This is a genomic window from Paraburkholderia graminis (genome assembly GCF_003330785.1).
In the GTDB taxonomy this organism is placed as follows: Bacteria; Pseudomonadota; Gammaproteobacteria; order Burkholderiales; family Burkholderiaceae; genus Paraburkholderia; species Paraburkholderia graminis.
The window spans coordinates 3,149,842-3,166,984 of sequence record NZ_CP024934.1; the positions used below are offsets into that span (position 1 = coordinate 3,149,842).

The following is a 17,143-nucleotide window of genomic DNA, read 5'->3' on the forward strand; positions in this document are numbered from 1 at the left end:
TGTCAAAGCACTTGTTTCATCGCACTTGTTCGATTCAATGCGCGGGCTGAGTTTGCGCCTCGAGTTGCGTGAGCCACAAAAGCGCTTGCCCTCGATCGTCGCCGCACATCTCGGCTTGCGGCTGCAGTCCCGAACAGCACGCGGGCCGCTCGGGCCGTCCGAAGATAGCGCAACGCAAATCGTCGCCAAGCTGCACGCAACGCACGCCTGCCGGTTTGCCATTCGGCATGCCCGGAATCGGACTCGAAATCGACGGCGCGATGCAGCACGCGCCGCAATCGGGCCGGCACGCATGATCGGTCAGAGACTCGCGTTTTGCAACGCGCCCATACACATCGTTCACGACGAAAATTCCTGGATTCGAACAACGGCGCCGCAGCGCCAGTCCCGCATTGTGCCACCGTGTCGCGTGCGACCTTTTTACACAATCGCGCGCGAGGCGGCTCCCTTACACTGGCTCTCGAACTGAGGATCTAAATAAAGGCCACGCTGACGAGGCGCCCGAGCATGTCGCATGCAGTTCCCACGCGGTCCGCGAAAAGCCATGCGCAACCGGCGCGACTCGCGCCTCTTATCGCGGCCGTCGAATACAAGCCACTCATGACCAACGCCAATTCGCTCTTTCGCCCCGACCTGCTCGCCAAATACAGCGCGAACGGCCCACGCTATACGTCCTATCCAACGGCCCTTCAGTTCCGCGACGACTTCAACTCCGCCGACTATCTGCGCGCGGCGGCCGATCCCGGCGCGTCCGCTGCGGACCTCTCGCTGTACTTCCATATTCCGTTCTGCGACACCGTCTGTTTCTATTGCGGCTGCAACAAGATCGCAACGAAAAACCGCGGGCGCGCGCGCCCGTATCTGGAACAGTTGAAGCGCGAAATCGCCTTGCAGGCAGCGTGTTTCGACACGCGCCGGCCGGTGTCGCAATTGCATCTGGGCGGCGGCACGCCGACCTTCATGTCGAACGACGAACTCGCCGAATTGATGAGCGCGGCCCGCGAGCACTTTACCTTGCTGCCCGACAGCGAAGCCGAATATTCGATCGAAGTCGATCCGCGCGAGGCCTCGCCCGATACGATCGCGCATCTGCGCAAGCTCGGCTTTAATCGGCTGAGTCTCGGCGTGCAGGATTTCGATCCGCTCGTGCAGCAGGCGATCAACCGCATCCAGCCGCTCGATATGACCGCGTCGGTCATGCAGGCTGCGCGGCACGTGGGCTTTCATTCGATCGGCGTCGATCTGATCTACGGACTGCCGCATCAAACGGTGTCGAGCTTCAGCCGCACGCTCGACACGATGATCGAGCTCGCGCCCGATCGCCTGTCGGTGTTCGCGTACGCGCACATGCCGAAGCTCTTCAAGATGCAGCGTCAGATGGACGCCGCGGCGCTGCCCTCGCCTGCCGAGCGTCTCGCTATCCTGCAACGCGTGGTGGAGCGTCTGACCGCGGCCGGCTACGTGTACATCGGCATGGATCATTTCGCGCTGCCCACCGACGAACTCGCGCGCGCCCAGGCACAGCGGACCTTGCACCGCAATTTCCAGGGCTACAGCACGCGCGCCGAATGCGATCTGATCGGCTTCGGCGCGTCGTCGATCGGCAAGGTCGGCGACGTCTACGCGCAAAACGCAAAAGATCTGCCGGCGTATGGCGCCGCGATCGACGCGGGCCGACTCGCGATCACGCGCGGCGTGCGCCTCACCGCCGACGACCGTTTGCGGCGCGACATCATCACCCAGTTGATGTGCAATCTGGAACTGCGCTTCGACGAATTCGAAGCGATGTACGGTATCCGCTTCGCCGATACGTTCGAGCCCGAATTCGAACGCTTGCGCGGCTTCGAGCAGGACGGCCTCGTGTCGGTCACGGACGGCAAGCTCGAAGTGCGGACGGCCGGACGCATGCTCGTGCGCAACATCGCGATGGTGTTCGACCACTATCTCGGCCAGCAGACGCTCGAACGGTTTTCGCGCACTGTCTGAACGACTGGCGAATGGCGGCGGCTTGCCCGTCGGCGGATTTTCGGCCATAATCTGCGTCTTCGCCGCGCGAGAGTTTTTAACGCGTGTGCCGCAAGATCTGCCCAGGTGGTGAAATTGGTAGACGCAGGGGACTCAAAATCCCCCGCCGCAAGGCGTGCCGGTTCGATTCCGGCCCTGGGCACCATCAAGTTTCCAAGCAATACCCAAGCAACACAAAGAAAACCCGCGCCGGCTGAACGCTTCGCGGGTTTTTCGTTTTTGGTTTCGCAATCTTGTCGCGCGGTTTGCGCCCGCCCGATTCGCTTCGAAAAACGAACCGAGCGCGCCACCACCAACGCAAGCAGCGCGACAGCAACCCGTCGCGCCATCTGATCGTCAACTCTGCCGCCCAACCACCCGCGCAGCACTCCCATGCGCCGCCGCGCGCCTGCGCTTGAACTCATAACCCGCCCACATCACCACGAGCCACACCGGCACGAGCCACACGGACACGGACAAACCGGGCGTCATCGCGAGAATCACGAGGATCAGCGCCATGAACGCGAGGCAGATCCAGTTGCTCACCGGAAACCAGAACGACTTGAAGACGAGCGTCTCGCCCGCGGCAACCATCGCCCGGCGCGACTTCAGATGCGTCAGGCTGATCAGCGCCCAGTTCAGCACCAGCGCGGCAACCACGAGCGCCATCAAGAGGCCGAGCGCTTCCGCGGGAATCAGATAGTTGACGATCACGCACGTGAACGTGGCGAGCGCCGACAGGCCGATCGCCATATACGGCACGCCGCGCCGGTCGACCTTCATCAGCGCGCGCGGCGCATTGCCCTGTTCCGCGAGACCGTACAGCATGCGGCTATTCGCATACACGCCGCTGTTGTACACGGACAGCGCCGCGGTCAGCACCACGACGTTGAGCACGTTGGCGGTCAACGTCGAACCGATCTGCGAAAAGATCATCACGAACGGGCTGCCGCCGGCCGCGACTTCGTTCCACGGATACAGCGAAAGCAGCACGGCAAGCGAGCAGATGTAGAAAATCAGAATCCGGTAGATGACCTGATTCACGGCCTTCGGAATGCTCTTTTGCGGCTCGTCGGCCTCGGCTGCGGTAATGCCGATCAACTCCAGTCCGCCGAACGAAAACATGATGACCGCGAGCATCGTGAAGAGGCCATGAAAACCATGCGGGAAAAATCCGCCGTGGCTCCAGAGATTCGTGATCGACGCCTGCGGTCCGCCGTGGCCGGAAATAAGCAGGTAGCCGCCGAACAGGATCATGCCGATCACGGCCACGACCTTGACGATCGCAAACCAGAACTCGGTTTCGCCGTACGCCTTCACGTTCGCGAGATTGATCGCGTTGATGCCGGCAAAGCAGACGAGCGCCGATACCCACGTCGGCACACTGGGCCACCAGTAGTGGACATAGGTGCCGACCGCCGTCAGCTCAGCCATGCTGACGAGCACGTACAACACCCAGTAATTCCAGCCCGACAGGAAGCCGGGAAAGTCGCCCCAATACTTGTACGCGAAGTGGCTGAACGAGCCCGCCACCGGTTCCTGCGCAACCATCTCGCCCAACTGCCGCATGATCATGAACGCGATGATTCCGCCGATGGCGTAGCCGAGAATCATCGACGGGCCGGCGGCCTGCAACACGCTCGCCGAGCCGAGAAAAAGGCCCGTGCCGATCGCGCCGCCGAGCGCAATGAGTTGAATATGGCGATTCTTGAGCCCGCGCTTCAGGCCCTCTTGCTGTAGTGCATTGTTCAAATTGCGTCCCAGTGTATGGATTTCGATCGCCCGACAGCAGACTTGTGGCCCGCCCCGGCAGAACCGAAAATTTTACCCCGGCCGATATTGCCCAAATACTGGTGTCAACCCGCGCTTCGTGCCGCGCCGCACTTGCCCCCGCCGAATGTGATTGTCACTGCGGCGCCGGTTCGGTATGTTGCCGTAGTCGGGTTGGCCCTCTCCGGAGATTCAGCATGTCGCCCAAAAAACGCCTCGTTTGCGCTGCCGTCTTGTGTCTTTGTTTTGCGAGCCGCGGCGCGTTCGCGCAGACTTACACGCCGGCTCCGGCGCCCGAGCCTGCAACGTCTGCGGCACCGGGCGTGCTGCCCATGCCGGGCCCGGCTGCCGAATCTTCCGCGCCTGCGGTACGGGATCAGATGCCCGGCCAGGCGCCTGCCGCCGAAGCCAGCGCCGCCGCAGTGCCCGCCCCCGCTTCAGGCGCGCCGAGCACACCGCACGCCAAAGCCGCCGCCGCGCCGCCCGCCGCCGCGCCCATGACCGGTCCCGTGCGCAACGTCGTGCTGGTCCACGGCGCATTCGTCGACGGTTCGAGCTGGAACGGCGTGGTCGCGAAGCTGCAGCAAAAGGGCTATCACGTAAGCTCGGTGCAGAACCCGCTGACCTCGCTCGCCGACGACGTCGCCGCGACACGCCGCGTGCTGGCTCGCCAGCAAGGGCCGACGATACTCGTCGGTCACTCGTGGGGCGGCGTCGTGATTACCGAAGCGGGCGCGAATGCGCCGAACGTCGCGGGCCTCGTCTACGTGGCGGCCGTTGCGCCGGACCTGCACGAGTCGACGACGGACCTGCTGAAGCGCGCCGCGCCGATGCCGGCGGGCGCAGGCATCACCAAGGACGCAAGCGGCTTTCTGTGGCTCGATCGCAGCAAGTATCACGCGGATTTTGCCGCCGACGTCCCCGAGAACGTGACGCGCGTGCTGTCCGCGGCGCAAGTGCCGATCGCCGCGACGGCTTTCGGCGAAACGGTCAGTCAGGTCGCGTGGAAAGAGAAGCCTTCGTGGTACGTGCTGACGACGAAAGACCGCGCCGTGTCGCCGGACGTCGAGCGATTCATGGCCGAGCGGATGGGCGCGAAGATCGTGCCGATTGCGTCGAGCCATCTCGCGCCGGTGTCGCATGCGGGCGCGATTGCGGACGTGATCGACCGCGCCGCGCGCGAATTGAGCCGGCAGCAGTAGGCGTAGGCCCGCAACACACTCGCTACCGCAGCATGAACGACATCGCGGACAGGCAGTTGAGCATGCGCACCACATGTTCCGCCGACGCCGCGCTAAAGCGCAGCGTCACTGCATCGACGCGCGTCATGGTCGGCCACTGACAGAAGAGATCAGCGAGCGCACTGGTCTGCACGCGCAGTTCGCACTCGACGGGTTTTGCGGCCGCGGCGCGCGTTGCTTGCGGTGCGCGTCCTTCGGCGAGATGCTGCTGCACGACCTCGCGCGCCGCGCTCTCTATCGCCGCGCGAGCGTTCGCCGGCGATTGCGTGACGCCGCTCGCGTGCCCCGTCGCGCTCTTCGTCACGACAAAACGCGCGCCTGGAAAACGCGGCGCGGTTTCCTCGGCGAATACATCGTCGCCCGATAAAAGCGCTACCTGTGCGCCATATTCTTCAGCGAGCGCACCGTACAAACCGGCCTCGCCCACCTCCACGCCGTTCAGCGAAACGCGCGCGAACGCAAAGCTGTTGATGGTGTGCGCGAGAATGCCGCGCGTTTGCGACATCGCGTGATAGCCGATCATGAACACGAGCGACGCACCGTATTCGAGGCCCGCCATCATGCCGAGCGTGCGCGGTTTGCCGAGCACCACCTGAGCGCGTGCGTCGAGCAGATCGGGCAGCAGATTGCGAAAGCCGCCGTGCGAGTCGTTGACCCACACTTGCGTCGCGCCGCCCGCAAAGGCGCCTTCGATTGCGGCGTTCGCTTCGAGCGTCATCCAGCGGCGCGCGGCCTCATATTCGCCGTTGCCCGCACGCGTTTGCTCGGGGTGAAATACGCCGGCTATGCCTTCGATGTCGGCGGAAATAAGGACTTTCATCAGGGACTTTGCTTGAGTAAATGAGCGAGGTCGGGGACGCTCTCGCGCAGCGATAGACGTCGATGGCCATCGCGGCCGGTGACGGATTGCGCGCTCCACAACGCGTCGAGAATCGCCTGCTCGACGCTGTCGGCGCAGGCGCGAAAAAGCGGGTCCATGCATTGATCGGCGACGAGCGGCGGCAGCGCAATGTATTGCGCGAGATGCGGCACCGTGTAGGCCGTCGAAAAGGCGAGCGCGATGTCGCCGCTGCCGTGGCCATACACCGAACCCGTCCGCGCGAGGCCCGCTGCCGCGCGCAACGAAAGGCGCTTGAGTTGACGCGCGTCGAGCGGTGCATCGGTGGCGACGATCATGATGATCGAGCCTTGCTCGGGCTTTGTTGCATCGGCTTCGGCTTTCGCTTTCGCCGCGCGTTCAGCCAGGATGCGCCCGACAGGATGGCCGTCGACAACCAGCATCGGCAAGCGTCCAAAGTTAGCGAGCACGAGCGCACCGACGACGTACTCTCGTCCGCTAACGCTCACCATGCGCGATGCAGTGCCGATGCCGCCCTTCAGATCGAAGCACGACATGCCGCGGCCCGCGCCGACCGAGCCGCTTGTCACCTTCGTGCCGGCTGCCGCGTACGCATCGTTGAAATGCTGTTCGCCGATGGCAAGCGCCTGAATATCGTTGAGGTATCCGTCGTTGCATTCGAACACCAGCGGATTGACGGTCGGCCACTCGCGCCCAATGCCTGGGTTCGCGTTAATCGCCGCGCGAATCTGCGCCTGCGCCACCGCGGCCACGCCGAACGTGTTGGTCAACGCAATCGGCGTTTCGAGCGTGCCGAGTTCATCGACCTGCACGAGCCCGATGCTCTTGCCGAAGCCGTTGATCACCGACACAGCCGCGGGCACCTTGTCGATAAACGGATCGCCCGCATGCGGACGAATGACGGTCACGCCGGTTTGCAGCGCGCCTTCAGCGAGCGTGCAATGTCCGACGGTGACGCCCTCTACATCGGCGATCGTGCCTAGCGCACCGCCCGGCAATGTGCCGATATGCGGCGCGTTGTTATCAGCCTGCGAAGGTTGCGATTGCATCGAACTCATGCGCGATCGAGTTTCGGATCGAGCGCATCGCGCAAACCGTCGCCGAGCAGGTTGAACGCCAGCACGGTCAGGAAAATCGCGAGGCTCGGGAACAGCGCGATATGTGGAGCCGTCACCATATCGGCGCGCGCTTCATTGAGCATCGCGCCCCACTCGGGCGTCGGCGGCTGCGCGCCAAGTCCGAGAAACGACAGGCTCGCGGCCGTGATGATCGACGTGCCGATACGCATCGTGAAGTACACGACGACCGACGAAATCGTGCCCGGCAAGATATGACGCACGATGATGGTCCAGTCCGACGCGCCGATACTGCGCGCCGCTTCGATATACGTAAGCTGCTTGAGCATCAGCGTATTGCCGCGCACGAGCCGCGCGAACGCCGGAATGCTGAAAATCGCCACCGCGCAGATCACGTTGACCATGCCGTTGCCGAGAATCGCGACCACGCCGATCGCGAGCAGAATGCCGGGGAAAGCGAACAGCACATCGGCCACGCGCATCGTGATGCGATCCCACCAGCCTTCGTAGTAACCGGCGAGCAGCCCGAAGAACGTGCCGATCACCGCGCCTATCGCAACGGAAAGAAAGCCTGCTTCGAGCGAGATGCGCGAGCCCGCGAGAATGCGGCTGAAAATATCGCGGCCCAGTGAATCGACGCCGAACCAGTGCGCAGCGGAAGGCCCCGCATTCAACGCGTCGTAATCGAAGAAATTCTCCGGGTCGTAGGGCACGATATGCGGCGCGGCAATCGCGACCACGACCAGCAGCAGCACGAAAATGCCGGCGGCCAGCGCCACATGCTGCTTGCGAAACTTGCGCCAGAATTCGCTCCACGGCGTGCGGATCGTGCGCTCGCCGCTCGTAGGTTTGGCCGCATTCGGCTCGGTGGCTGTCGTGCTCATGCGGGCCTCACTTGAAACGGATAGTCGGATTGATCACGGCGTACAGCACGTCCACGACCAGGTTGATGATGATGAATTCGAGCGAGAACAACAGCACCTCCGCCTGAATCACCGGATAGTCGCGCATCGACACGGCATCCACCAGCAGGCGCCCGAGGCCCGGCCAGTTGAACACGACCTCGACGACAATCGAGCCGCCGAGCAGAAAGCCGAACTGAAGCCCCATCATCGTGACGACGGGAATCATCGCGTTGCGCAGGCAGTGCTTGACGATCACGAGCCGCTCGGGCACGCCCTTCGCGCGCGCGGTGCGCACGAAGTCTTCGTTCATCACTTCGACGAACGACGCGCGCGTGAAGCGCGCCATCACGGCCGCGACGGCCGCGCCGAGCGTCAGCGAAGGGAGGATGTAGCTCTGCCACGAACCATCGCCGACGATAGGCAGCCAGCCGAGCTTCACCGAGAAGATTTCCATCAGCAGCATGCCGAGCGCGAAGGCAGGAAACGAAATGCCGGACACGGCAAGCGTCATGCCGAGCCGGTCCGGCCAACGGTTACGCCACACCGCCGACACGATGCCGATGCCCATGCCCAGCACCACCGCCCACACCATGCTCGCGAGCGTGAGCAGCAGCGTCGGCATGAAGCGCTCGGCGATCTCCTCGCTCACGGGCCGCTTGCTGCGTGTGGAAATGCCGAAGTCGCCGTGCGCGATCTTCACGAAGAAGCGCGCGAATTGCTGCGGCATCGGCTTGTCGAGCCCGAGGTCGGCGCGCACGAGAGCGACGGTCGCTTCGTCGGCATCGGGACCGGCCGCGAGCCGCGCTGGATCGCCCGGCAGCAGATGCACGAACAGAAAGACCAGCACCGCGACGATCGCGAGCGTCGGCAGCAGACCAAAGAGACGTTTGACGATGAAATTCAGCATTGAAGCTCAATCCGGCAATGATTCGGGCAACGAAATACCATGTACTGCACATGCGAGCGCGCGGCGCCGCGCGTCCTGAAGCGTCCTGATCGACGTGCAGCGCCGCGCGCCCGGCTCGTCACTTGATGGCGATTTCGTCGAAGTTAAACGAACCGTCCGGCGCGACATACGCACCCGACAGACGCTTGCTGCGCGCATACACGACCTTTTCCTTGACGAGGAAAATCCACGGGGCGTCGGCCCAGATGCGCTTTTGCGCGTCCGTGTAGAGCGCGGCTTTCTGCGCGCGGTCGGTGGTTTCGAGCGCCTGCTTCAGATCGCTGTCGACGGTATCGTTCTTGTAGTACGCCGTGTTCATCATCTTCGGCGGGAACGAGACCGTTGCGAGCAGCGGCGTGATCGCCCAGTCGGCTTCGCCCGTCGACGACGACCAACCCGCGTAATACATGCGCACCGGCGCAGTGGCGGCGTCCTGCGCGCTTTCGACGCGGGCGACGCGCTGACCGGCTTCAAGCGCTTCGACCTGCGCCTTGATGCCGACCTGCGCGAGTTGCTGCTGCACGAACTGAATGACCTTCTGCGCCGTCGAGTAGTTGTACGCGGACCACAGCGTGGTTTCGAAGCCGTTCGGATAGCCGGCTTCCTTCAGCAACGCGCGCGCCTTCGCCGGATCGTACGGCCACGGCCCGAGCTTCACCGCATAGTCGACGCCCTGCGGCACCACGCCGTCAGCCGGCGTTGCGTAACCGGCGAACACGACCTTCGTCAGCGCTTCCTTGTTGACCGCGTAGTTGAGCGCCTCGCGCACCTTCGGGTTATCGAACGGCTTCTGATTCAGGTTCAGGCTGATATAGCGCTGAATGATCGAAGGCGATGCGATCAGATCGACCTTCGGGCTCGACTGCAATTGCGCAGCCTGCTCGAACGGCACCTGAAACGCGAAGTCCGCTTCGCCGGTGCGCATCAACGCGGCGCGCGTGTTGTTGTCGACCACCGGCTTCCAGTCGATCGCGTCGATCTTCGGGTAGCCCTTCTTCCAGTAGCCGGCAAACTTCTTCACCGTCAGGTCGCCTGCCGGGTCCCACTTCACGAATTCGAACGGGCCCGTACCGACCGGATGGAACGCGATGTCCTTGCCGTATTTCTTCAGCGCGTCAGGCGAAATCATCACCGCCGACGGATGCGCGAGCACGTTCACGAATGCCGAGAACGGCGCCTTCAGCGTGATCTTCACCGTGTACGGATCGACCACTTCGGTCTTCTCGATACGGTTGAACATGTTGTAGCGCTTGAGCTTGTTCGCCGGATCGGTCACGCGGTCGAAGTTCGCCTTGACAGCGTTTGCGTTGAAGTCCGTGCCGTCCTGGAACTTGACGCCATGACGCAGCTTGAACGTGTAGACGCGCGCATCGGGGCTCGCTTCATAGCTGTCGGCGAGCACGTTGACGAGCTTCATGTCCTTGTCGAAGCCGAACAGGCCCTGATAGAACGACTTCGCGACGGCTTGCGAGAGCGTGTCGTTGGCATCGTACGGATCGAGCGTCGTGAAGTTCGTGGCGACGGCCATCATGGCAGTGGTTTCGGCGTGCGCGACGTTGCCCGCGAGCATGGCGAACACTACTGCGCCGCCGCCGAGCAGCGCGCGCAAACGAAACGGAGAAGACGGGACCAGCAGGTTCATGAGTTGGCTCCAGGCTGCGAGTTGAAACGGTTTAGGTTGTGTTTGACGACTTGCTTCGGCGTGTTGCGCCGAGGCTTTTTTGCTTTGCTTTTTGCTGTGCTGCTTTAATCGTTCTGCTTTGACGACTCGTTCAATACGCACCGCCCACGCGATGCTGCGCGACGAAATGATCCGGTCCGACCGCGATAAGCGGCGCTACCACAGGCTCATCGTTCAATGCGCGGATCGGGCTCGGGATTTCGTCGGCGGCGAGCATGCGTTTCGCGTGACGGCGCGCCGGATCGGCAACCGGCACCGCGCCCATCAGCTTTCTCGTGTACGGATGCTGCGGCGCCTCGAACACCGCGCGACGCGGCCCGATCTCGACAATCTGTCCGAGATACATCACGGCCACGCGATGACTGACGCGCTCGACCACCGCCATGTCGTGCGAAATGAACAGATACGCGACGCCCAGTTCGCGCTGCAAATCGAGCATCAGATTGACGATCTGCGCCTGCACGGAGACATCGAGCGCGGAAACGGATTCGTCGGCGATCACGACTTTCGGATTCAATGCGAGCGCGCGCGCAATCGCGATGCGTTGCCGCTGACCGCCGGAGAATTCATGCGGATAGCGGCGCGCGGCCTCGGGCGGCAAGCCGACTTTTTCGAGCAGCCACGCGACTCGCGCTTGCGCTTCGGCACCTTGCGCGACGCCGTGCACGAGCAGCGGCTCCATGATCGAAAAGCCGACCGTGAGCCGCGGATTGAGCGACGCGAACGGGTCCTGAAAAATGAACTGGATGTCGCGGCGTAATGCCTGTAGTGACGCGCCGGTCAATGAACTGATTTCGCGGCCGTTGAATTCGATCGAACCGCTTTGGCTTTGCACCAGTCGCAACAACGAGCGACCCGTGGTCGACTTGCCGCAGCCCGACTCGCCGACGAGCGCGAGCGTCTCGCCCGGCCGCAAATCGAAGCTGACTTTTTCGACCGCATGCACGCGGCCGGTCAGGCGGCCAAAGAGACCGCTTCGCACCGGAAAGCGCGTGACGAGATCGCGCACACGCAGAATAGGCGGCGTGCTTTCATCGACGCGCGGTTGTTCTTCTTTCGCGACGGCGGCCGCGGGGCGCACGGGTTCATCGGCGCCGCTCAAGCTCGCCTGCTCGACGGTCAGAATCGGAAACTTCGCGGGCTGATCGGTGCCTTGCATCGCGCCGAGACGCGGCACGGCCGCGAGCAGCGCCTTCGTATAAGCATGCGACGGAGCGGCAAAAATCGTATCCGACGCGCTCTCTTCCACTTTTTCTCCGCGATACATCACGAGCACGCGGTCTGCGACTTCCGCGACCACGCCCATGTCGTGCGTGATGAAGATCACGCCCATGTTCATCTCGTCCTGCAAGCCGCGGATCAGTTGCAGAATCTGCGCCTGAATGGTCACGTCGAGCGCGGTGGTGGGTTCGTCGGCGATCAGCAACGCGGGCTTGCACGACAGCGCCATCGCGATCATCACGCGCTGGCGCATGCCGCCCGACAGTTGATGCGGAAAGCGCGCGGCCACGCGCCGCGCCTCGGGAATGCGCACGAGTTCGAGCAGGCGCAACGTCTCGGCGAACGCCGCGGAACGGCTCTTGCCCTGATGCAGCGAAATGGCCTCGCTGATCTGATCGCCCACCGTGAAGACCGGATTGAGCGACGTCATCGGCTCCTGAAAGATCATCGCGATGTCGGCGCCGCGAATCGAACGCATCGTGCCCGACGACGCTTTCGCGAGGTCGAGCACGTTGCCGTCGCGGCGCCGGAACATGATGCTGCCGCCGGCAAGGCGCCCACCGCCGTGCTCGATCAGCCGCATCAACGCGAGCGATGTCACCGATTTGCCGGACCCCGATTCGCCGACGATCGCGAGCGTCTCACCGCGCTCGACCGTGAACGACAGATCGCGCACCGCGTTAAACGTGGTCTCGCCGCTGCGAAACGCAACCGACAGGTTGTCGACCGAGAGCACGCGCTGCGGCGGCAAGGGTTCAATAAGCGGGCTGGCGGTGTGCGATGAAGTCGGCACGGTGGTTCCTTTAAATTCGAACGCGCTGGCGGTTCTGCAATATTGTTCTGGATGACGAACTAACGGTAGATCGCCGTCACCGGCGTTTCGCCGACGCGCGCGAAACCGCGGTACATGCCCTCGGTATTGAACGGCAGCGCAATGTTGCCGCGCGCGTCGACGGCGATCAGGCCGCCGCGGCCGTCGATCTTCGGCAGGCGGTTCATCACGACGTCGTGCGCGGCGTCGTGCAACGACACGTTGCGATAGGCCATTTGCGCGGCGACGTCGTAGGCGGCGACCATGCGCATGAACATTTCGCCGGAGCCGGTTGTCGAGACCGCGCAGGTCGCGTCGTCCGCATAACAGCCCGCGCCGATCAGCGGCGTATCGCCCACGCGTCCCACCTGTTTATTGGTGACGCCGCCCGTCGATGTCGCCGCGGCCACGTGGCCGTGCCGGTCGAGCGCGACCGCGCCGACGGTGCCGAACTTGCGGTTCGGATCGATCGGTTCGTGCGGCGTGGGCTCGTGAGCAGCCGTTGACGTTGACGATGACGATGCAGCGAGGCTCGCGCCGTCGTGGTCGAGCATCGCACGTTGCTGATCGCGCGCAAGCAGCCATTGACGATGACGCGCCTCGGTATCGAAGTACGCGGGCTCCACGAATTCGAGTCCCTGCGCAGCCGCGAAACTTTCGGCGCCTTCGCCGGTGAAAAGCACATGTTCGCTGCGCTCGAGCACACTGCGCGCCGCCAGAACCGGATTGCGCACGCGCTTCACGCAGCAGACCGCGCCGGCTTCGAGCGTGCTGCCGTCCATGATCGCCGCGTCGAGTTCGTGCGTGCCCGCCGCGGTGTACACAGCGCCACGGCCCGCGTTGAACAGCGGACAGTCTTCGAGCAGCCGCACCGCTTCGCTCACCGCGTCGAGCGCGCTGCCGCCGTCCGCGAGCACGCGTTGACCGGCGCTCAGCACCGCGTGCAACGCCGCGTGATATTCGGCTTCGGCGCTCGGCGTGAGCGACGCCCGCAGGATCGTGCCCGCGCCGCCGTGAATGGCAATGACTGCGTTGGTGTTCATCGTTTGAGTTTGGGTTGGGCTTTTGCAGTGCGAGGTTTTGCGACAGCAGCGCCGGCCGCTTGCGCGACCGTACTCGCCGACGCCGACGCGGAGAGCGGATCGGTAAGCCACGGCAGGACGAATTCGGTGACTTCGGCGGCCGCCTTCACCGAGCGTTTCGCGCGATACGCAACCGCGTCGCACAGCGCTTCGATCACGGCGAGAACGGCCGCGTCCGCGTTCGCCGCGAGCCGGCGTTCGGAGCGCACATACAACGACAGGTCGGCGAATTGCGCGAGCGGCGAGCGCGGACCGTCGGTGAGCGCAAGCACGCGTGCCCCGCGCGTCGCGGCACGGCGCGCGAGTTCGATGGTGTCGTCGACATAACGCGGGAAGGCGATGCCGATCACCAGGTCGCCTTTATCGCAATTGAACAGACGCCGCGCGGCATGCGACGGTCCGCCGATGAACGCGAGCGACTGCACGTTGTCGTGATAGGCCATCAGGTTGTGCTCCATCAGCCCGGCGAGAAACGCGCTCGTGCCCGCGCCGAGCACGAACACGCGGCGCGCCGCGAGAATGGCTTCGACGACGGCTTCGGCGGCGGCGCTGTCGATCGCGGTGCGCGTCAAATGCAGATTGCTGGCCGCCTGTTCGAGCGAAGCGTCGACGACATCGTCGCCCGCGGCGAGCGACTCTTGCGCGCTGCGTAGCCGCTCGACCGGCGCGAGCGTCGCCTCGAATCCGCGCACGAGCGCCTCACGAAACTGCGGATAGCCGTCGAAGCCGAGCGCGCGCGCGAAGCGATTCGCCGTTGCAACCGACGCGCCGACCACGCTCGCAAGCTCGTCGATCCGCATGGTGGCCGCGCGAAACAGATTGGCCAGCACGTACTCGCCCATGCGCCGATGAATCGGCGTGAGCGTGGGCATGGCTGCCGCGATGCGCGCGGCGATAGCCTGCTCGGCCTGACTGGATGCAACGGACGATTGATGAATCATGCGGGCGATGCAGCGCGGTAGTGTCTTTGCAACAGCGAGTTTTTAGTGGTGTAAGCGGAATGCATGAAAGTATATTTACATGGAATCGGCCTAGAAAAAAATTCATTTTCATTTTTACGGGTTTGCCCTGGCGTCCTGCACGCAATGGAATTGATCTTCAGCAAGCGGCGGCATGTTGCTGTTCGGGAATGCGGGCGAGCCGCGCGGCAGGCGACATCGCAATGATCGACGCCTGCACGAGAAAGGCCGCTGCCGCTACGACGAGGCACGCGTCCACACTCCAATGCGCGCTGATCAACGCACCCAGCAATGCGCCCGCAGGCCGCGCGCCGTACGTGGCCGTGCTGTTGAGCGCCGAGACGCGGCCCATCATCCGTTGCGGCGTGATGGCCTGACGCAGCGTGGTCGAGCCGACCACCCAGAGGATCGGCCCAACGCCGAGCAGAAAGAAGCTCAGCAGCGCGAGCCAGAACGACGGCGCGACGAGCGTCGCCACCATCACGAGCGAAGCCAGCAGTCCGCACGACGGCCCGATCATCAGCACGCGCCCGAACGCGAGGCGTCGCGCGATGGCGGGCGCGGCCAGCGCGCCGCACACCATGCCGACGCCATACGCGCCAAGCGTGATGCCAACCGCCGACGCACTGAGCCCGAGCCGATGCACCGCATACGCCACGTACACCGCTTGCAGCACGAAGAAGCCGAGGTTGAAAAAGACCGCGGTCGCGAGCATCGGAAGCAGCAACGCATCGCGCCAAACGAAGCGCGTGCCGTCGCGCAGTTCGTGCATGAAGTGACGCGCGGGCACTGGCGCGCGAGGCGGTTCGCGCAATCCCGCGAGCAAAGCCACCGCCAACGCCGACAAGCCGGCCGCGCAGCCGTATGCCCAGCCCGCGCCGATCCAGCCGACCAGCAACCCGCCGAGCGCCGGCCCCGCCGAATAGGCAACGCTGCGCGCCAGTTCGAGGCGTCCATTGGCGCTCGCATACGCTTCGCGCGAGACGATCGACGGCACCAGTGACGGCGCGGCAACGTTGTAGGCGACCGTGCCCGTCGCGGCGATGAAACCGAGCACGCCGAGCAAGGGAAGATTGAGTGCATGAGTCAGCAGAAGCATGAGAACGCACAGCATCGCGACGACACGCAGGCTTTCGGCGAGCGCCATCAACGTGCGGCGCGAGCGGCGGTCGGCCCAGACGCCGAGCGGAATCGACAGCAACAGGAACGGCAACGTCTGCGCTGTCTGCAACAGGCCGGTGCCGCGCGCGTCGGCGCCGAGCGCGAACACTGCAACGAGCGGCGCGGCGGCAAGACTGATCTGCTCGGCCGATTGCGCGACGAGATTCGACCATGCGAGCCGCTGAAAAGCGGCCGGCAAAGCGACACGGGATGAGGACGGCGTGGCGTGCATCGATGGCTCCTGCAACGGATTAGGAAGTGACCATCGTGGCCGCGATCGCCGCGCGGCACGCCCCGCTTCTTGCGGTGTTATTCTTCGCTCGCCATGAATCTCGAAAGCATTCTTTTCTCCCAGGGCTTCGGCTCACGCCGTCAATGCCGCGCGCTGATTGCGGACGCTCGCGTCGCGATTGGCGGCATCGCATGCACGGACCCGGATGCGGACTTTGCAACCGACGACGCGTCGTTCAGCTTCAGCGTCGACGGTGTGCCGTGGCCGTATCGCGAGCATGCGTATCTGCTGCTCAACAAGCCGGCGGGCTATGAATGCTCGCGCGATCCGCAGCATCATTTGAGCGTGTTCAGTCTGCTGCCGCCGCAATTCGCCGAGCGCGGCGTGCAATGCGTGGGCCGGCTCGATCAGGACACGACCGGCCTGCTGCTCCTCTCCGACGACGGCAAGTTCGTGCACATGTTCACGTCGCCGAAATGCAAGGTGCCGAAGGTGTACGTCGCGACCACGCGTCACCCCATCGACGACCGGCAGTTGAGCGCGTTGCGCAATGGCGTGTTGTTGCACGGCGAGTCGAAAGCGGTGGCCGCGATCGACGCTCACGCGCGCGGCGAGCATTCGCTCGCGCTTACCGTGATGGAAGGCAAGTATCACCAGGTCAAGCGGATGATCGCCGCGGCGGGCAACCGTTGCGAAGCGCTGCATCGCGAGCGCGTTGGCGGCCTTGCGTTGCCCGCGACGCTTGCGCCCGGCGCGTGGCAATGGCTCGACGAAACCGAACTCAAGCTGTTGGGATCTTCACCGACTGGGTAAACGACAACAGCGCGACAACAGCGCCGCTATAGCGCACGCAACTGTCTGACGGCACAGGACATTCGATGCGCGCGGACGCACATTCGCTCGCGCCCTGCATGCGTTGAACGCTGCGCCGCAGCATGCGGTTGCTCATGGCTCGCCCTATACTCGTCTAAACAAAGACTACAAAGAGTTCAAGGAGGCGCCATGATCGTCCATAACGGAATCATGAACTCATATGTGATGGTGGCGTTCGTGTGTCTCGGGGTGCTGCTGATCGGCGGATTGCTGATCGTGATGCGGCGGCGGCACAAGTACGATCCCAATCTGATCGGCGCGTTGGTCGGCGCAATGCTGTGCTTTTTGCTGCTTGAGGCGCTGCCGGCGCTGACCTGAACGG

The 17,143-nt window shown here is 64.0% G+C and carries 15 protein-coding genes and 1 tRNA gene; 5 read left to right on the plus strand and 11 right to left on the minus strand.

What is annotated here, in order from left to right; all coding sequences use genetic code 11:
• Positions 1–34 precede the first annotated feature (34 nt).
• Complete coding sequence (locus tag CUJ91_RS14025; RefSeq protein WP_114156410.1) at positions 35–343, minus strand: YkgJ family cysteine cluster protein; 309 nt, start codon at positions 341–343, stop codon at positions 35–37.
• A gap of 257 nt (positions 344–600) precedes the next feature.
• Here CUJ91_RS14025 and hemN point away from each other — a divergent pair, with 257 nt between their 5' ends.
• Entirely contained in the window at positions 601–1,986 is a 1,386-nt protein-coding gene (gene hemN, locus CUJ91_RS14030) for an oxygen-independent coproporphyrinogen III oxidase (protein WP_114156737.1), read from the plus strand.
• 99 nt (positions 1,987–2,085) lie between these two features.
• Positions 2,086–2,170, plus strand: a tRNA-Leu gene (locus CUJ91_RS14035).
• Positions 2,171–2,361: 191 nt separating this feature from the next.
• On the opposite strand, the gene CUJ91_RS14040 is transcribed toward CUJ91_RS14035, so the two are convergent.
• Positions 2,362–3,756 carry an amino acid permease gene (locus CUJ91_RS14040; protein WP_029968008.1) on the minus strand — a complete coding sequence of 465 codons (1,395 nt, stop codon included), beginning with the start codon at positions 3,754–3,756 and terminating at the stop codon, positions 2,362–2,364.
• Between the two features lie 215 nt (positions 3,757–3,971).
• Between CUJ91_RS14040 and CUJ91_RS14045 the strand changes: the two genes are divergently transcribed.
• A complete protein-coding gene (locus tag CUJ91_RS14045) occupies positions 3,972–4,976 on the plus strand; it encodes an alpha/beta fold hydrolase (protein WP_029968011.1) in 1,005 nt (334 codons plus the stop codon).
• A 22-nt stretch (positions 4,977–4,998) separates the two neighbouring features.
• Here CUJ91_RS14045 and CUJ91_RS14050 read toward each other — a convergent pair whose 3' ends face one another.
• The 9 genes from CUJ91_RS14050 to CUJ91_RS14090 form a co-directional block, all read right to left on the minus strand.
• Entirely contained in the window at positions 4,999–5,835 is an 837-nt protein-coding gene (locus CUJ91_RS14050) for a M55 family metallopeptidase (RefSeq protein WP_006050140.1), read from the minus strand.
• On the minus strand, positions 5,835–6,932 hold the full coding sequence (locus CUJ91_RS14055) for a DmpA family aminopeptidase (RefSeq protein WP_114156411.1): 1,098 nt from the start codon (positions 6,930–6,932) through the stop codon (positions 5,835–5,837). The genes CUJ91_RS14050 and CUJ91_RS14055 overlap by 1 nt, the downstream gene beginning before the upstream one ends.
• Complete coding sequence (gene gsiD / locus CUJ91_RS14060; RefSeq protein WP_114156412.1) at positions 6,929–7,834, minus strand: glutathione ABC transporter permease GsiD; 906 nt, start codon at positions 7,832–7,834, stop codon at positions 6,929–6,931. Before gsiD ends, CUJ91_RS14055 begins: the two co-directional genes overlap by 4 nt.
• A gap of 7 nt (positions 7,835–7,841) precedes the next feature.
• The gene (gene gsiC, locus CUJ91_RS14065) at positions 7,842–8,762 is read right to left on the minus strand and encodes a glutathione ABC transporter permease GsiC (protein WP_006050137.1); all 921 of its coding nucleotides are present in this window, start codon (positions 8,760–8,762) and stop codon (positions 7,842–7,844) included.
• A 118-nt stretch (positions 8,763–8,880) separates the two neighbouring features.
• On the minus strand, positions 8,881–10,443 hold the full coding sequence (gene gsiB / locus CUJ91_RS14070) for a glutathione ABC transporter substrate-binding protein GsiB (RefSeq protein WP_114156413.1): 1,563 nt from the start codon (positions 10,441–10,443) through the stop codon (positions 8,881–8,883).
• A 130-nt stretch (positions 10,444–10,573) separates the two neighbouring features.
• The gene (locus tag CUJ91_RS14075) at positions 10,574–12,496 is read right to left on the minus strand and encodes a dipeptide ABC transporter ATP-binding protein (RefSeq protein WP_114156414.1); all 1,923 of its coding nucleotides are present in this window, start codon (positions 12,494–12,496) and stop codon (positions 10,574–10,576) included.
• Positions 12,497–12,555: 59 nt separating this feature from the next.
• Positions 12,556–13,557: an isoaspartyl peptidase/L-asparaginase family protein gene (locus CUJ91_RS14080; protein WP_114156415.1), complete on the minus strand. Its 1,002-nt coding sequence runs from the start codon at positions 13,555–13,557 to the stop codon at positions 12,556–12,558.
• A complete protein-coding gene (locus CUJ91_RS14085) occupies positions 13,554–14,537 on the minus strand; it encodes a MurR/RpiR family transcriptional regulator (RefSeq protein ID WP_114156416.1) in 984 nt (327 codons plus the stop codon). Before CUJ91_RS14085 ends, CUJ91_RS14080 begins: the two co-directional genes overlap by 4 nt.
• A gap of 157 nt (positions 14,538–14,694) precedes the next feature.
• Positions 14,695–15,948: an MFS transporter gene (locus CUJ91_RS14090; RefSeq protein ID WP_114156417.1), complete on the minus strand. Its 1,254-nt coding sequence runs from the start codon at positions 15,946–15,948 to the stop codon at positions 14,695–14,697.
• 93 nt (positions 15,949–16,041) lie between these two features.
• On the opposite strand from CUJ91_RS14090, the gene CUJ91_RS14095 reads away from it, so the two are divergent.
• Positions 16,042–16,761 carry a pseudouridine synthase gene (locus CUJ91_RS14095; protein WP_114156418.1) on the plus strand — a complete coding sequence of 240 codons (720 nt, stop codon included), beginning with the start codon at positions 16,042–16,044 and terminating at the stop codon, positions 16,759–16,761.
• Between the two features lie 189 nt (positions 16,762–16,950).
• Positions 16,951–17,139, plus strand: a complete 189-nt coding sequence (locus CUJ91_RS14100) for a hypothetical protein (RefSeq protein WP_006050130.1) — start codon at positions 16,951–16,953, stop codon at positions 17,137–17,139.
• Positions 17,140–17,143 lie beyond the last annotated feature (4 nt).